The organism is Falsihalocynthiibacter sp. BN13B15, assembly GCF_041205415.1.
Taxonomy (GTDB): domain Bacteria; phylum Pseudomonadota; class Alphaproteobacteria; order Rhodobacterales; family Rhodobacteraceae; genus Falsihalocynthiibacter; species Falsihalocynthiibacter arcticus.
Map to the genome: position 1 here is coordinate 109,763 of NZ_JBGFCE010000001.1, position 16,400 is coordinate 126,162.

At 53.3% G+C, this 16,400-nt stretch carries 14 protein-coding genes; 6 read left to right on the top strand and 8 right to left on the bottom strand.

From position 1 onward, the window contains the following. Positions 1-77: 77 nt before the first annotated feature. The 5 genes from AB9F26_RS00520 to AB9F26_RS00540 all read right to left on the bottom strand — a co-directional run bounded on the left by AB9F26_RS00520 (position 78) and on the right by AB9F26_RS00540 (position 5,651). Positions 78-1,253 (bottom strand): GNAT family N-acetyltransferase, encoded by a 1,176-nt coding sequence (locus AB9F26_RS00520; protein WP_369767054.1) that lies wholly within the window; start codon positions 1,251-1,253, stop codon positions 78-80. 56 nt (positions 1,254-1,309) lie between these two features. Further along, the gene (locus AB9F26_RS00525; RefSeq protein ID WP_335585397.1) at positions 1,310-2,080 is read right to left on the bottom strand and encodes a glycerophosphodiester phosphodiesterase family protein; all 771 of its coding nucleotides are present in this window, start codon (positions 2,078-2,080) and stop codon (positions 1,310-1,312) included. After that, positions 2,077-2,541, bottom strand: a complete 465-nt coding sequence (locus AB9F26_RS00530; RefSeq protein WP_369767055.1) for a RidA family protein — start codon at positions 2,539-2,541, stop codon at positions 2,077-2,079. Before AB9F26_RS00530 ends, AB9F26_RS00525 begins: the two co-directional genes overlap by 4 nt. A 66-nt stretch (positions 2,542-2,607) precedes the next feature. Continuing rightward, positions 2,608-3,918 (bottom strand): HlyD family type I secretion periplasmic adaptor subunit, encoded by a 1,311-nt coding sequence (locus tag AB9F26_RS00535; protein WP_369767056.1) that lies wholly within the window; start codon positions 3,916-3,918, stop codon positions 2,608-2,610. Next, entirely contained in the window at positions 3,915-5,651 is a 1,737-nt protein-coding gene (locus AB9F26_RS00540; RefSeq protein WP_369767057.1) for a type I secretion system permease/ATPase, read from the bottom strand. Before AB9F26_RS00540 ends, AB9F26_RS00535 begins: the two co-directional genes overlap by 4 nt. A 222-nt stretch (positions 5,652-5,873) precedes the next feature. Between AB9F26_RS00540 and AB9F26_RS00545 the strand changes: the two genes are divergently transcribed. Next, on the top strand, positions 5,874-6,635 hold the full coding sequence (locus AB9F26_RS00545) for a VacJ family lipoprotein (protein ID WP_369767058.1): 762 nt from the start codon (positions 5,874-5,876) through the stop codon (positions 6,633-6,635). Between the two features lie 9 nt (positions 6,636-6,644). Then, a complete protein-coding gene (locus tag AB9F26_RS00550) occupies positions 6,645-7,250 on the top strand; it encodes an ABC transporter substrate-binding protein (protein WP_335585402.1) in 606 nt (201 codons plus the stop codon). Here the strand turns inward: AB9F26_RS00550 and AB9F26_RS00555 are convergent. Beyond that, positions 7,247-9,397: a transglycosylase domain-containing protein gene (locus AB9F26_RS00555; RefSeq protein ID WP_369767059.1), complete on the bottom strand. Its 2,151-nt coding sequence runs from the start codon at positions 9,395-9,397 to the stop codon at positions 7,247-7,249. The two genes, AB9F26_RS00550 and AB9F26_RS00555, sit on opposite strands and share 4 nt — an antisense overlap. A gap of 270 nt (positions 9,398-9,667) precedes the next feature. Between AB9F26_RS00555 and AB9F26_RS00560 the strand changes: the two genes are divergently transcribed. The 3 genes from AB9F26_RS00560 to AB9F26_RS00570 all read left to right on the top strand — a co-directional run bounded on the left by AB9F26_RS00560 (position 9,668) and on the right by AB9F26_RS00570 (position 11,880). Continuing rightward, on the top strand, positions 9,668-10,006 hold the full coding sequence (locus AB9F26_RS00560; RefSeq protein WP_335585404.1) for a P-II family nitrogen regulator: 339 nt from the start codon (positions 9,668-9,670) through the stop codon (positions 10,004-10,006). Positions 10,007-10,033: 27 nt separating this feature from the next. Next, on the top strand, positions 10,034-11,371 hold the full coding sequence (locus AB9F26_RS00565; protein WP_335585405.1) for an ammonium transporter: 1,338 nt from the start codon (positions 10,034-10,036) through the stop codon (positions 11,369-11,371). Between the two features lie 101 nt (positions 11,372-11,472). Beyond that, positions 11,473-11,880, top strand: a complete 408-nt coding sequence (locus AB9F26_RS00570; protein ID WP_335585406.1) for a DUF1801 domain-containing protein — start codon at positions 11,473-11,475, stop codon at positions 11,878-11,880. On the opposite strand, the gene AB9F26_RS00575 is transcribed toward AB9F26_RS00570, so the two are convergent. Continuing rightward, the gene (locus AB9F26_RS00575) at positions 11,877-13,556 is read right to left on the bottom strand and encodes an acyl-CoA dehydrogenase family protein (protein WP_369767060.1); all 1,680 of its coding nucleotides are present in this window, start codon (positions 13,554-13,556) and stop codon (positions 11,877-11,879) included. The genes AB9F26_RS00570 and AB9F26_RS00575 overlap by 4 nt on opposite strands. A gap of 158 nt (positions 13,557-13,714) precedes the next feature. Here AB9F26_RS00575 and AB9F26_RS00580 point away from each other — a divergent pair, with 158 nt between their 5' ends. Then, entirely contained in the window at positions 13,715-14,485 is a 771-nt protein-coding gene (locus tag AB9F26_RS00580) for a sulfite exporter TauE/SafE family protein (protein WP_369767061.1), read from the top strand. A gap of 47 nt (positions 14,486-14,532) precedes the next feature. Here the strand turns inward: AB9F26_RS00580 and AB9F26_RS00585 are convergent, their stop codons facing one another. Beyond that, entirely contained in the window at positions 14,533-16,131 is a 1,599-nt protein-coding gene (locus AB9F26_RS00585; protein ID WP_335585409.1) for a phosphoenolpyruvate carboxykinase, read from the bottom strand. Positions 16,132-16,400 lie beyond the last annotated feature (269 nt).

The window sequence follows — 16,400 nt, forward strand, 5'->3', positions numbered from 1 at the left end:
CTTAAAGAAGGAGGCTTGGATAGAAGCGGAACAACCCCCATTTTCTCATAGTTCAAAAGTCGTAATCCATGTTGCGCTCAAACTTGGGGGATGGTTTTGAAGGGTCCATATTCGGTTAGAACCTCAATTTCCCTGCCAACGGCTTTTGCTTCAGCGTCCAAAAACTGCGATACGGCATGGTTGAAGCCCTCGTCAGCAATCCAATGAAGGGAGTGGGTTTGAACGGGTAAATACCCGCGGGCCAATTTATGTTCTCCTTGTGCGCCAGCTTCGACTCGCTTCAATCCGTGTTCAATCGCAAAATCAATTGCCTGATAATAGCAAAGTTCGAAATGGAGAGCGGGGTGGTCTTCGATGCATCCCCAATATCGTCCGTAGAGCGTTTCTGCGCCGATCATATTGAGGGCACCTGCAATTGGCCTCCCGTCTTTGAGTGCAAGAACCAGTAATATGTCGTCGCGCAGTGTCTCTTGCGCAATGTCGAAAAACGCCCTTGTCAGGTAGGGAGTACCCCATTTTCGCGCACCGGTGTCTTGGTAAAATTGCCAGAAGGCGTTCCAGTGATCGGGTTGAATTTCGTCACCGGAGAGTTGAATAATTGTGCCGCCAAACCCCTGTGCGGTTGCGCGTTCGCGGCGAATATTTTTGCGTTTACGTGCTGCCAAACTTGCGAGAAAAGCGTCGAAGTCTGAGTATCCATTATTCAGCCAGTGGAATTGTTGGCTTACACGGCGCAGCAAACCCATCTGCGCGCCAGTCTCGGCTTCGTCCTCGGTACAAAATGTGATGTGTAAAGATGATAGTTTGTTTTCCGCAGCGAGTTGAACGGCACCTTGAAGAAGGGCGCTGCTGCCTTCGGCTTCAAATCCAGGTAGAGTTAAAAAACGGCGTCCAGTTGCTGGCGTGAACGGGACGGCCATCTGTAGTTTGGGGTAGTAATTTCCCCCCGCATTCTCGAAGGCTTGAGCCCAGTTGAAGTCAAAAATATACTCTCCCTGACTGTGGGATTTTACGTAAAGCGGGGAGGCCGCAATCATTTGACCGTTTTTATGGACCGTCAGGTAGCGTCCGTGCCAACCACTCGTTCCGCCAACGGATCCACTGTCTTCTAGCGCTTTGAGAAAACGGTAGGTTGTGAAGGGATCAAAGGGGCGCGCCCCGTTCACTGCCTCTGGACAGGCGCAAGCGTCCCAGTCGGATGCGGAAATATCCGAAAGTGTCGGATGGATTTGGACTTCAATTTGCGCGCTCATAGGTCCTCAGGATACTGGGATTGGGCCGAAAGAGAGTGCCCGTTCGCTTGTGTCGGTCAAGAGGGCAGGTATTGTTCGAATGTCACGTTGTCAGCAACTTGACGGGCAGCGGCCTCACTGGCGTTCGACGTGATCGTCCAGCACAGAACAGGTACACCAAGCGATTTCAACTCCTGCACACGGGGAATTGAAAGGCTATTGTGATCATGACTAATGAAGCTGCTTTTTGTGCGGTCAAAATCTTGGATGGCGGCAAGCTCATCGCGCCGATCCTGTGGGACGTGCAGCGAACTTCTGTCGTCCATAAGGCATGTTGTCAATCCGCGGGGATGATCGGGAAGTAAGTTTGCGATGACTTCTACCGAATATGGATTGAATGACATAAAAGCAATCGGCCCATTGTAGGAAACGGCGCATTGGGCCACCGCGTTTTCCAATGCGCCCACATTTGGCCCCATCGCGCCGTCTTGGTCTTTGATTTCCACAAGAAGAGGGACGCGTCCAGCGACCAACGCGAGGGTCTCCGAGAGCATCGGGATCGTCTGAGTTTCACCGTGGAGCAACTCGATTTGAACGAGGTCGCCGGACTCGCGCATTTGGATCGGGCCGTGCACGCCCGTCAGTCGAGTCATGTTGTAGTCATGGAAAACCATGGCTTGCCCGTCTTTGGAAAGTTGAACGTCCAACTCAATCCCATAGCCGCCTTCAATTGCAGCGAGAAACGCGGCGCGACTATTTTCGGGGCGTAGTGCCGAAGCATCATGAAGGCCCCGATGGGCGAGTGGTCGATCAAGAAAAGATTGGGGAAGGCGCGGAATTTGTCTCATTTGATTTCGAAAATACCTTCGATTTCAACAACGACGCCAAAGGGAAGGGAGGCTGCGGAAACAGCGGATCGTGCGTGTCGCCCTGCATCGCCGAGCGCTTCGACCATGAAGTCGGATGCCCCGTTGATTACGGCGGGCTGTTGATCGAAGTCGGGTGTGGAATTTACGAAACCAACCAGTTTTACAACGCGAACCAAACGATCCAAGTCCCCATCGCAGGCTGCTTTTACTTGAGCAAGAAGCGAAATTGCGCAACTGCGCGCGCAGGCGGCCCCTTCTTCGATTGAGATAGTATCGCCCAGTTTCCCGATAGCGAATGCGCCGTCCTTCATCGAAATTTGCCCCGAGACATACACCGTATTCCCAGTGCGCACAGTTGGCACATAGTTTGCGGCTGGTGCTGGCGCATCAGGCAATGTGACGCCGATTTTGGCCAAATTACTTTCGAAAATTCCACTCATGCGTCTGTCCTTTAAAACGGTTCCAAGGGGACGGTAGCGGGGAAATGAAGCAGTGAAAAGGGGCGATTACTCCTCGCGAAAAGCCTTGTTGAAATAATCTGCAAATGGCTTCACCAAGAATGTGAGTGGTGAACGATCCCCGATCCGGAAATAGGTCTCGACGGGCATTCCGGGGATCAATCGGCTTCCCTTAGGAAGTTTTTCTTGCTCACCTGGGTTGAGGACAACTTCGCTTACATAATACGCAAGCCCTGTTTGTTGATCAACGAGGGCATCCGGCGAGAGGTGAGTCATTGTGCCCAAGAGTTCGGGTGTGTCGCGCGTATCGAGTGCCGAAAAACGCAAAACGGTCTCTTGGCCCACGTAAACCTGATCCACGTGGATCGGATTGATCCGCGCAGAAATGACCAGCGGGCGATCTTGAGGCACGATATACAAAAGTGGGTCTGCGGGCCGAATAACGGCGCGTTCGGCAAACACCTGAAGGGAAAGAACGACGCCGCTGACGGGCGCGCGAATGTCCAAATTGCTGAGGCGCTCTTTGAGGGAGGATTCGTTTTCGCGCAGTTCCAGTTCCCGCAGTTGCAGATCGCGGAGCAGGCTAATCGTTTCTTCGCGGCGGTCGGTTCGAATTTTGAGAATTGCAAGATCAATGCCCGCCATGCGTCCTTGCGATTGCGCCGCGCTGGACGTCAATTCGCCCACAAGTCCGCGCAACCTAGCTTGCTCCCGCAGGAGGGCTAAGACCCGCGAAGCCGTAGCAAGACCGCGATCTTGAAGGGTTTGCTGCGCGTCCAACTCTTGCACAATGAGCTCAAGTTGCGTCACGAGGGCGGCTTGTTGGGCTTGGATTCCTTCCAATTGGTTGGCGATCTGTTCGCGCTGCTTTCCAAGCTGTTCAACTTCACTCGTTTGGGTTTCCGCGCGTGCTATAAAAAGGCGAGATTGACCTGACAAGACGTCCTGAACCTCAGGTCGGACCTTTGCGATCGTGAGGAGGGAGTCGTCGAATTTAATCTCGGAAGCCTTGTCGCGCTCCGCTTGAAGTCGTGCGCGACGAGCGGATACCTCATAGAGTTGCGATTGCGTGATGGAAAGCTCAGAGAGGGTGCGGGCTGGATCAAGAATAATTAGGGGTTGATTGGCTGCTACAACGTCCCCTTCGTCCACAAGTATGGATTGTACGACGCCGCCGTCCAAATGCTGCACAACCTGTCGTGAGTTGTCGACCTCGATTTGCCCTTGGGCGATGATCGCGCCCGAAATGCTAGTCGTGGCCCCCCAATAACCAAAGCCAATGACGAGAATTAAGATGGTCACGAACCCGAGGGCAACATACCTTTTGGCACCATACTTCATGGCCATTTGCGCGCTCATGTAACTCCCCCCGCGCCTTGATCCTGGCTAATTTGGTTGTGGTTTGTGACGTTCTGTTGAAGAATTTCGTTCTTTGGTCCGAATGCTTTGACCGATCCGTTCTCCATAATAAGAAGCAAGTCGCATTCCCGAATGGCGGCGGGGCGATGCGCCATTATGATGACCGAATTGCCCGCAGATTTGGCGGCACGAATGGCATGGTTTAGGGCCTCGGAGCCGACGTTGTCGAGGTTTGAATTGGGCTCGTCGAGCACCAACAAGACGGGATCATCATAAAAGGCACGCGCCAAGCCGATACGCTGAATTTGCCCTCCTGACAGGCGGCCACCCGCTCCGGACACCTGCGTGTCGTATCCCTGTGGGAGCGTCAGGATCATTTCGTGGGCGGCGGCTTTTTTCGCTGCAGCAACAACCTTATCATCGTTGATATCTTGGGAAAGCCTGCCAATATTCTGGGCAACGGTGCCCTCAAAGAGTTGAACCTTCTGGGGGAGATAGCCGATATATTTTCCAAGAACGTCTGGATCGTATTGCTCAAGGGAGGCGTTATCCAACCGGATGGTTCCCCCAGCAAGACGCCAAACCCCCGTTAAGGCGCGCGCGAGCGTTGACTTGCCCGAACCCGACGATCCAATCACCCCGAGAGCCGTACCTGCGGGCAGGGAAAAGCTCACCATTCTAAGGGCGGCCTGACTGTCGCCGGGGGGAACGACGGTGACCTGTTGTACGTCGAGTTTTGCGCTGGGCGGGGGAAGTGTTGTGCGCGGCTCTTCGGGGGGGATGGCGCTTAGAAGTTCGGACAATGATCGCCACCCTTGTTTGGCCCGCACAACATAGGCCCAGCCGCCAATTGCTTGCTCAACGGGTTGAAGCGCGCGTCCAAGAAGGATCGACCCTGCGATCATTGCGCCGGCGGACAGCTCGTTTTGAAGGACGAGATACGCCCCAAGCGCAAGCATGGCAGATTGAAGGAACTGGCGGAAAGTCTTGGTGGTCGTTGAAAAACCGCCCGCGCGATCAGAGGCGGTCAGCGTAAATTCCAAAGCACTTTCACGCGTTGAGCGCCAACGCTCAAAGGCGGCCTCGCGCATTCCCAAGCTTTGAATGGTTTCCGCTTCGAACCGAATCTCTTGGGCTTGCAAGTCGGCTCTGCGGGCGGCGAGGCCAGCCGAGAGAACAGGCGCTTTTGTGGAAATTTGGTTGAAAAAAGCCACGACCATCAGGAATGCCCCCCCCGTGACCGCGAGGATGCCAAGCCACGGGTGGAAGAGAAAAATTGTCGCGATAAAGAGCGGCGTCCACGGCAAGTCAACGAAGGCAATGAAAATGGGGGAGGAAATGAAGGATTGCACGGCATCGACATCTTGCAGCGCTGTATTGGCGTTCTTTTGCAATTGCGGCACCGTGTTGGCGCGTAAAACTGCGGAAAAAACCCGCTTGTTTAAACTGGCCTGAAAACGAGCCCCTGCACGCGCCATAATCCGCCCACGCGTGAAATCCAAAACGCCCATGCAAAAATAAAGGAACGTTGCCAATATCGAGAGTGCGATCAGCGTTTCAACAGAACGACTAGAAAGGACGCGGTCGTAAATTTGGAGCATAAACAACGGCCCCGTCAGCATTAACAAATTCACAAAGATGCTAAACAGAATCATCGCCCAGATTAGGGGGCGGTTCTGGCGCTGTGCCGCATTGAGTTCTTCGCGACCCAGATCAGTGAATTGTTTTTGCATTAGGTGTAAATGTCTCGTTTAATAGGAGTTGCGGTTGCAATTTCGTAGGCTGCGTTGTACCCAAAAAGCTTCAAAAGATAATCGGTCGGTCTGTTTGGGTTGGGCTTTGTCGATAACATCATTGTGTGACCCAAAAGTACAAATAACTCGTTGAGAAGTGTCGTGTTTTTGCCAGAATTTCGTATCCGCGCCAAGTGTAGCTTAATTATTTGTTTGTTAAGCGTGTCGTTATTGTCCTCCTGTGCGCACCCAGAGCGCACGGGCGAAATTTACGACCCTTACGAAAAATCAAATCGTGCACGCCACGAAAACACCAAACAGTCGGATCAGGGGATGATTGGGCCTGTCGCGCAGGCTTATGGAAAGACCCCAGAGTTTTTGCGGACCACGGTGACGAATTTTTCAGATTATCTCGCGCTGTATCCGATGGTTGGAAACAACCTTCTTCAGTTTAACTTGGCGGGGGCCGCGCAAAATTCAACGCGCCTCTTGGTGAATACGACCTTTGGCCTTGCTGGCTTGTTTGATGTCGCATCCGACATGGGTATTTACGAGGACAGCACAGGGTTTGGCGACACATTGGCAGTATGGGGGGTCGGTGAAGGGGCATATCTTGAAGCGCCGTTTTTGGGCCCAACGACCCAACGTGACGCCGTCGGTGGCGTTGTTGATTTGGCGACTAATCCAATGTTCTATTCTGATGGTGGGCGCTATGCCGCCGTTGGCCTTCTGGCATTGTTGGGTGCGAAGCTTGATAAGCGTTTCCGTTATTCAGGTTCCGTGGATCAGCTTTTCAATGAGAGCGCGGACAGTTATGTTCAGACACGTATGATGTACCTTCAGAACCGTCGCTATGAACTTGGGCAAGAAGTCGCTCCAAGTGCGGATGGTTGCACAAATGGCTATGCAGACCCATATGAGGACCCATATGCAGATCCCTACGCGGACCCTTCTGCATCTACAGGGTCCTGCGATACTGAATAAGAGGCAGTTATGACACATCAGGTTACACGACGCAGCATTTTGGGAGGCCTCGTTGCCTCTGGGCTTTGGCTATCGACGGCCCCCATGACTTTTGCGCTTTCGGTGGATGCATCTAAAACGCTCGTTATCAAACTGGTGGATGATATCAACGCTGTGATCGCCACGGGGAAGCCTGAACGGTCGATGTACAAAGATTTTCAGCGTATTTTCGCGGACTATGCGGATGTGCCCGCTATCGCACGCTATGCTTTGGGGTCGGATGCGCGCAGGGCCTCACCCGCCCAAATAAAGGCGTTTACGGGCGCTTTTGAAACTTACATCGCGCGTAAATACGGCAGCCAGTTCCACCAATTTATTGGGGGTCGAATTGAAGTCGATAGCGCCGAAACCGTGAAAAGCTTTGTCGAAGTTAAAACGACCGCGTTTATGCGCGGCGAAGCGCCGTTTGAAATCAAATTCCTGATCTCCGATAAATCGGGCAAACACAGGTTTTTCAACATGTTCATCGAGGGCATCAATATGCTCCTAACCGAGCGCTCCGAAATCGGCTCGATCATTGACGCCAACAATGGCGATCTTAATAAGGCAATCGCGCAGTTGAAGAAACTCAGCTAGTTCCCGCCGCCAAAAATCTGCAGGAGCAGGTTCTCGATCGGATTGGTTCCCTTGGGCTGGGGATTGGCACGTTGGGGCGCATTCGGGTCGACATAGGTGCTGGGCGCTTGTCCATCGATCATCGGCAGGGGAGAAATCGGGACCCCCTCGTTAATGCGGACCATAGCATCGTGCCAGATTTCAGCGGGAAGTCCGCTTCCCGTGACACCCGTTAGCGGCGTATTGTCGTCATAGCCAAGCCAAACACCGGTAACATAATCCGCCGTAAATCCGATAAACCACGCGTCGCGCGCGGCCTGTGTTGTGCCCGTTTTCCCTGCGGCTTGACGGCCGTCAAGTTTGGCACGACGGCCACTTCCGGATTCGATCACTTGATACATCATATAGGTGAGTTGCTCGGCAGCATTGGTTGTGATGACCCGCTCGCCCATACCACCGTCTTGACCAATCAGCGGCTCCGTGTCGCCTTGAAGGCGCAGTTCCGAAAGGCCGTAGGGGGTCACGCTACGGCCGCCATTAAGGATGCCAGCATAAGCACCCGTCATTTCAAGTAGCGTGCTCTCAGACGCGCCAAGGGCCAGCGCGGGACCCGCCGCAAGGTCGCTTTGAATGCCAAACATTTCGGCCACGGTGCGTACATTTTCGCGCCCTACGCCTTCGGATATGCGAACCGCAGGAATGTTCAGGGAGCGTCTTAAGGCTTCGGTTAAGGTAACTGTGCCGCTGAACTTATGGTCGTAATTCGATGGCGTCCACGGGCCCGAGCCCGGGATATCGATCGTTAGGGGTTCGTCTTTGACATAGTCGTTGTAGGAATATCCAAGGTCCAAAGCGGCCGCATAAACGAAGGGTTTGAATGCGGACCCTGTTTGGCGCGAAGCTTGGGTTGCGCGGTTAAAGGCGCCTGTTGCTTTAACATCGCGGCCACCAACCATTGCCCGTACTGCTCCGTCTGCCGACATGACCACAATCGCGGCTTGGGCCTTGGAACCATCGCGGACTTTGGTGTCAAAAATATGCAGCATGGCTTGTTCGGCAGCGCGTTGGACGCGCGGATCAAGCGTTGATTGAATGATCACATCTTCGGTGGTGTCGCGAGTTAGATAGCTCGGACCTTCGGACATAACCCAATCGGCAAAATACCCACCCGTACGCGACTTGGCTGCATCAGAAAGCGTGGCGGGATTTGCACGCGCTTCATTGGCTTGCGCAGTGGTTAGGAGACCTTGTTCTTCCATCAATTTCACCACGGTCTCTGCGCGATCTTGGCTGCGTTGAAGATCATTGGTCGGCGCATAGCGCGTGGGCGCCTTAAGTAGACCCGCCAGCATCGCCGCTTGCGCGGGCGAAATTTGGTTGGCGGACAGATTGAAATAGCGCTGGCTTGCAGCTTCAAATCCACGAGCGCCCGCACCGAGGAAGGCGCGGTTCAGGTAGATCGTTAGGATTTCATTCTTGGTGAACTTTACCTCAAGCGCCATCGCATACAGCGCTTCTTTAGCTTTACGAACGAGCGATCCTCGACGGCAATCGGACTCATACTCGCGTTCGGTCATTTTATTCGTGTCGTGTGGAACTCCAAGACACAACAGTTTCGCGGTTTGCTGTGTGATTGTGGACCCGCCATTCCCAGAGAGCGCCGAGCGCCCTTCGGACAGGTTGATTTTGACAGCACTCGCGATGCCGCGTGGCGAAACGCCAAAGTGCCAGAAAAAGCGTTTGTCCTCGGTCGCGGTGACGGCATTCTTGAGGTGTGGAGACACCGTTTCGGTGGTGACCATGCCGCCGAATTGATCACCGCGCCATGCAAAGACTTGGCCATTGGTGTCGAGAAGCGTTACCGAACCGCGTGTCCGCCCATCAACCAGTTCTTCAAGCTCGGGCAAAGTGGACGCGTAAAACAACACACCCAGCGCGACGAGAATGGTACAGACAGCCCCCACGCGCCACGTAATTCCCCAGAACAACCGGACGATCCAACGAAACAGCCGACTGATCGGATTTCTCTTCGGCGCGGGTCGAGCACGCCGCTTGGAGCGCGTTTTTCGCGTCGCAGTTTTAGGAACCGCCCGCTTAGGGCTGCTCTTCTTAGCGTTCGCGCGCTTCTCTGCCACCAATTTGGGGCGTTTTGGGCCTGTTCCGGTCATCTGCTACTCGTCTTAGGGCGTATTTTTCCTCAACTTACAGGGTCTGAACCGAATTGTAACGGGACTATTCGTGACTGATTCTTCTTTTTGGTGTGCTCAAATTTTAATCTAATCGCCCAATTTGTGCATTTTTTGTGCACTTTCGGTCGCCGGAGGCCCGCATTATAGGGTTTGCTTCCTTGAATCCGAACAAGTCTGCGCGTTTTTTAGCCTCATGGAAGCGCGGGCACCGAACAGATGTTCAACGCCTGAGAATGTAAGGGGAACGACGTGAAACTCATTATCGCAGCAATCAAACCGTTCAAGCTCGAAGAGGTGCGCGAAGCACTCACCGCCATCGGTGTTCGGGGCATGATGGTTACAGAAATTAAGGGGTTCGGATCTCAATCCGGCCATACCGAAATCTACCGTGGCGCAGAATACGCGGTGAATTTCGTGCCGAAGGTCAAATTGGAAATCGTCGTTTCGGCCGCCATGGCGGACCAAGTCGTAGAAACCATCCAAAAAACCGCCAAAACCGACAAAATTGGCGACGGCAAGATTTTTGTTCTGGACGTAGCCCATGCGGTGCGCGTGCGGACTGGCGAAACCAACGAAGACGCGCTGTAGGCGCTGGATTCGACAAAGGAATTATACATGAAACTGAATAAATTAATCCCGCTGAGCGCGACGGCAGCCTTGCTTCCCCTCGCCAGTTTTGCCCAAGACGCTGAAGCTGTTGTAGCGGTTGCTGTGCCAACAGATTCCGTCTTTATCCTCAACTCGCTCCTCTTTCTCATCGGTGGCTTCTTGGTCTTCTGGATGGCCGCTGGGTTCTCGATGCTCGAAGCCGGTCTTGTCCGTTCCAAAAACGTTACCATGCAGCTTACAAAGAACATGGCGCTCTTTGGTCTGGCCTGTATTTTCTACTACTTGATCGGTTACAACCTTATGTACCCATTGGGCAATTGGTCGGTTGACGGTGTTCTTTCCGGTGTGTTTGGCCCGGCAGTTCTTGAAGTTGTTGGCGTGACGGCTGACGGTGCAGACGATTACTCCTATGCGTCCACTGGCTCTGACTTCTTCTTCCAGTTGATGTTCTGTGCGGCGACGGCCTCTATTGTTTCTGGTACGCTTGCTGAGCGCATCAAACTTTGGCCCTTCTTGGCTTTCACAATTGTTCTAACGGCAATCATCTACCCAATCCAAGCGTCTTGGAAATGGGGCGGCGGTTTCCTTGATGCGGCTGGCTTCCTTGACTTCGCGGGCTCCACAGTTGTGCACTCCGTTGGTGGCTGGGCAGCTTTGACTGGCGCACTTGTTCTTGGTCCACGTTTGGGTAAATACAAAGACGGTCGAGTCATCCCAATGATGGGTTCCAACCTTACGCTCGCTACTTTGGGTACGTTCATCCTTTGGATGGGTTGGTTTGGCTTCAACGGTGCTTCGCAACTCGCAATGGGTTCGGTTGGCGACGTCGCTGATATCTCGCGGATCTTTGCAAACACAAACGCGGCGGCGGCAGGTGGTTTGATCACAGCCCTCTTGCTCACTCAAGCTCTCTATAAAAAGCCAGACCTTACAATGATCCTTAACGGCGCACTTGCTGGTCTGGTTTCCATCACAGCAGAGCCGCTGACGCCAACAATTGGTGAAGCAACGCTTATCGGTGCTATCGGTGGATTGATTGTTGTCTTCGCAGTACCAATGCTCGACAAACTCAAAATCGACGATGTTGTTGGTGCGATCCCAGTTCACCTTATGGCTGGTATCTGGGGCACAATCGCGGTTGTCTTCACAAACAGCGACGCGTCTTTGGGCACACAGCTTTACTCCATCGTAGTTGTAGGTGGGTTCACAGTTGTAACTTCTGGCGCCCTCTGGCTCCTCCTGAAACACACCGTTGGTATCCGAGTGAGTGCAGAAGCAGAGATCACAGGTCTTGATGTGGCGGAGCTTGGTATGGAAGCCTATCCCGAGTTCTCTAAAGGCTAACTACATCTGAGAAATTTCAAGAAACGCGCTCGGGCTGTCATGGCCCGAGCTTTTCCGTTTTTACTTGTTGTTCCGGCTCTTGAATGGCTGCAAAGTGTGGCATGACGCAGATCGATCCAACCATTTCCGACAAAGCTGTTGCGGCTGTTTTTGCCGGATTTCCAAGGCCTGCGCGGGACGGCACACTTCTCCTGCGCTCCATCATCTTTGAAATCGCCGATAGGGATGAGCGGGTCGGCGGCGTTTCGGAAACCCTCAAATGGGGGCAGCCTTCGTATTTACCGATTGCCAAAAATGTTGGCACCCCAATTAGGCTGGGTGTCCCAAAGGCGGGGGGCTTTGCTTTATTCGTCCATTGTCAAACGACTGTGATCAGTGAATTTCGAACGCTTTTTTCTGGTGACTTTGAATTCGACGGTAATCGCGCGGTGTTGTTTGACAGCAAGGAAGGCATCGAAATCGAGAAAATCACGCTGCTGATCAATCGCGCTTTGACATATAAGCTCTAGTTTAAAAGGCGACGCGCAATCACCTGCGCTTGAATTTCTGCCGCGCCCTCGAAGATGTTTAGGATGCGGGCGTCGCACAATATGCGGCTGATTTGATACTCAAGTGCGAAGCCGTTGCCTCCGTGGATTTGCAGGGCATTATCCGCCGCCGCCCAAGCGACCCGAGCTCCAAGGAGTTTCGCCATGCCAGCCTCAAGGTCGCAGCGGCGCTCATTATCTTTCTCACTCGCCGCGAAATAGGAAAGTTGCCGTGCGATCATGATCTCGACGGCCATCATCGCCAGCTTGCCCGAAACCCGCGGGAAATTAATGATGCTTTTGCCGAATTGCTTGCGGTCGATGGCGTATTGCATCCCGACTTCCAACGCATTCTGGGCAACGCCGATTGCGCGTGCGGCCGTTTGAATGCGCGCACTCTCAAAGGTTTGCATCAACTGCTTAAACCCTTTGCCCTCTACGCCACCCAGAAGGTTTTTGGCATCAACTTTGAACCCATCAAATGCCAGTTCGTATTCCTTCATGCCGCGATAGCCCAGCACCTCGATTTCACTGCCACTCATCCCCTGCGTAGGGAAAGGTACGTCGTTCGTACCGGGAAGTTTCTCAGCCAAGAACATGGAGAGCCCCTTGTGGTCATCGCTTGAGGTGTCGGTCCGCGCCAAGAGGGTCATCACGTGGGTTCGGGCGGCGTGGGTTATCCACGTTTTGTTGCCCGTCACGGTATAGCTTTCGCCATCTTTCACAGCGCGTGTCCGTAAGTAGCCAAGATCGCTGCCTGTGTTCGGTTCGGTGAAAACGGCGGTTGGCAGGATTTCTGCGCTGGCGATTTTGGGGAGCCAATACTGTTTTTGCTCCTCGGTTCCACCACATAGGATCAATTCCGCTGCAATTTCGCTGCGGGTACCCAGGCTACCAACACCGATGTAGCCGCGAGAAAGCTCTTCGCTGACCACACACATACTTGCCTTGGATAGCCCAAGCCCACCGTATTCTTCGGGAATGGTCAGTCCAAAAACGCCCATCTCGGCCATTTCATTGAGGATCTCAAGCGGGATTAATTCATCCTTGAGGTGCCAGCCGTGGGCAAAGGGAGTAACGCGTTCGTTGGCGAAACGGCGGAACTGATCGCGGATCATCTCAAGGTCTTCGTCTAGACCCGTAGCACCAAATGTGGCGTGGCCGGTGTTGTCTTGCATAAGGGTAACAAGTCTGGTGCGGGCGGCGGTAGAGTTGCCTAGGGCCATAAGCGTTTCCACCGCCGTCACGCGCAGAGCGTCAGGCGAGATTTCGAGGTCCTGCAAGCGGGCCATCTCCCCTTGGCTCATCGGGATACCACCTGAAATTTGACAGAGGTATTCGCCAAAACTGATCTGAAGGATCAGTTGTTCCATTTCCGCAAAAGTGCCGCTATCCGCGAGGGATTGTGCCCACGCCAGCATCCGAGTGAGGGCCGCCTGATAGGTCGCAAACCACGCAAAGACGTGGGCTTGGTGCTGATGGGTTTCGAGGTGTGCGGCGTTGACGCGACCATCGACGTGCACCTTTTGCAGGAGGTTTGCCCTGGCCTCCTCAAGCAATGATTCTAAGGGCGGCAAACTCTGGGCGCAGCAGTTTAGGAGGTCCGGCAGTATGGGCAGCGATTGGGATTTGCGCATATCTAGTCCATCTTTTGGCATTGGGCTCTCCTTAAGTTCGTTGATATGAATAATCCTTTCGCAACTGCAGCGCAAGAAAAATTCGTTTAACGCAGTAAAATTGATTTAAAAGAACTTTATCGAATTTGTGATGTTCTCCGAGTATTCCCTGTATAACGGGTACGAAATTGGGGACATTCTTGGAAAATATACTTACAGACATTCCCCTTTGGGTGCTTATAATTGCCTGTTTAATAACGGTTATTGCGGGTTTTGTGAAAGGCGCTATTGGGTTTGCGATGCCGATGATTATGATTTCGGGGTTGGCTTCTGTCTTGAGCGCCGAGGCTGCACTTGCAGCGCTGATTTTGCCCACGGTCATGACGAATGCTGCACAAGCATTGCGACAGGGCCTCCATGAAGCATTGCAAAGTGCGTGGCGATTCCGGCTGTATTTGGGGATCGTTTTGGTCTGCATTATGGGGAGTGCGCAACTTGTTACGCTCATGCCTCAAAACGCGATGTTCTTGATGATCGGCATTCCAGTTTTGCTGTTTTCGATTACGCAAATTTTGGGTTGGCATCTGTCTATCAAGAAGGAGCATCGCAAGCGCGCAGAGGTCATCATTGGATGTGTAGCTGGCTTTACCGGCGGGCTATCTGGGATTTGGGGGCCGCCCACTGTGGCCTATCTGACGGCCATTGGAACCGAAAAAAAAGAGCAAATCCGCGTTCAAGGCGTCATCTATGGGGCGGGCGCGGTGGTTCTTTTACTCGCCCATATTAAGTCGGGCGTCTTTACCGTAAGTACGGGGTCGTTTTCTGCGCTTATGTTGGCGCCCGCCCTGTTGGGAATGCTCTTGGGGATGCGGGTTCAGGATCGACTCGATCAAGCGAAATTCAAGAAGGCGACGCTGATCGTTCTAGCGATTGCGGGTCTCAATCTTATTCGTCGTGGGGTGTTTGGTTGAAACGCCCCAACCATTTGGAAGGGGCGTTTTGAAGCTCAATTGGATGACTAGCCGATTGCCGCAGAGCGAACATCATCGTCAATATAGTCTAGGTACTGTGTGAAATTGTCCGAAAACATTGAGACAAGCTTTGCGGCTTGCAGGTCATAGGCTTCGGAATCGCCCCAAGTCCGTCGAGGATCAAGCAGGATATCTGCAACACCGTCCACGGAAACCGGCACGTCGAAGCCGAAATTTTCATCCTTGCGGAAGCGCGCTTTCTCAAGGGAGCCGTCGAGCGCCGCTGTCAAAAGTGTCCGCGTGGCCTTGATGGGCATTCTGGAACCAGTCCCATAGGCACCGCCCGTCCAACCCGTGTTCACCAACCAACATGTCGCTCCGTGTTTCGCAATTTTTTCGCGCAGGAGGTTGCCGTAAATCTCAGGACGGCGTGGCATGAAGGGGGCGCCAAAACAAGTTGAGAATGTAGGCTCAGGTTCGGTCACACCCCGTTCGGTACCCGCCACTTTGGAGGTGAAGCCGGAAAGGAAATGATACATCGCTTGCGCGGGGGTTAAACGGCTGATCGGTGGAAGAACGCCAAAGGCATCGCAGGTCAACATGATGATGTTTTTGGGATGCCCGCCAAGCGCGCTTTTGGACGCGTTCGAAATGTAGTGAAGCGGGTAGGCGCACCGCATATTGGCCGTCAGACTATCATCCTTGAAGTCAAGTTCTTTGGTCTCGGGATCAAAAACCATGTTTTCGATTACGGTGCCAAAGGTCCGCGTGGTCTCATAGATTTCAGGTTCTGCATCGGCACTAAGATTGATGGTTTTCGCGTAACAGCCTCCCTCGAAATTGAAGGTTCCACGATCCGACCAACCATGCTCATCATCGCCGATCAAGGTACGGGAGGGATCGGCGGAAAGGGTCGTTTTCCCAGTGCCTGAGAGGCCAAAGAAAATGGCCGTATCGACGGGGTTTCCCGGGGCGTGGTTGGCCGAGCAATGCATCGGCATGATACCCTTTGCCGGTAGTAAGTAGTTGAGAAGTGAGAAGACGGATTTCTTATTTTCGCCGGCGTATTCAGACCCACCAATAAGGATGAGTTTCTGGTCGAAATTCATGGCAATAACGGTCTCGGAACGACATCCGTGGCGTTTGGGGTCGGCTTTGAATGTCGGGCAATTAATAACGGTAAACTCGGGAAGGAAATCCTCCAATTCATCGCGATCAGGGCGACGCAACATATGTCGAATGAAAAGCGCGTGCCATGCAAGCTCTGTGACCATGCGTACATCAAGACGCTGACTTGCATCGGCGCCCGCATAAAGGTCTTGGACGAAATAGTCGCGACCTTTCATATGCTCGAGCATGTCTGCATAAAGGATGTCGAATTTATCTTCCTGCATGGGGGCGTTGTTTTCCCACCAAATTCCGCCTTTTACAGAGTCACTTTGCACCACAAATTTATCTTTGGGCGAGCGACCAGTATGTTTGCCAGTGGTGACCAAAAGCGTGCCGCCTTGGCCTAATGTACCCTCGTCGCGCTTAAGAGCGGTCTCGATGAGGGCAGGTTCCAGATCGTTATAATAGACATTTCCCAGCCCCTTTATGCCTTGTGTCTCAAGGTTGCAGGTTGGGTTCACACGACCGTGTGTCATAATGTAGCTCCTCGCGCCGTGTCCTAGCAGCGCGCAATCTCTTCCAAAGCGCAAAGGGCCAATTCTGCGCACCAGCCGCGGGCCCGGCTGATAGGCAATTGTAGCACGGAAGATCGGTTTGAAAAGCGGTCAGGGGCGCGCAGTTTGCGCTAACATTTTGGGTTTAGCGTTACCGTTTAGCGCTAACGGGGCGCTTGGATTGAAAAATCCAGCCGTGTTTGCAAAGTTTTATGCCTTTTGGGGCACATTCTAATTCAAGAACGTAGGGT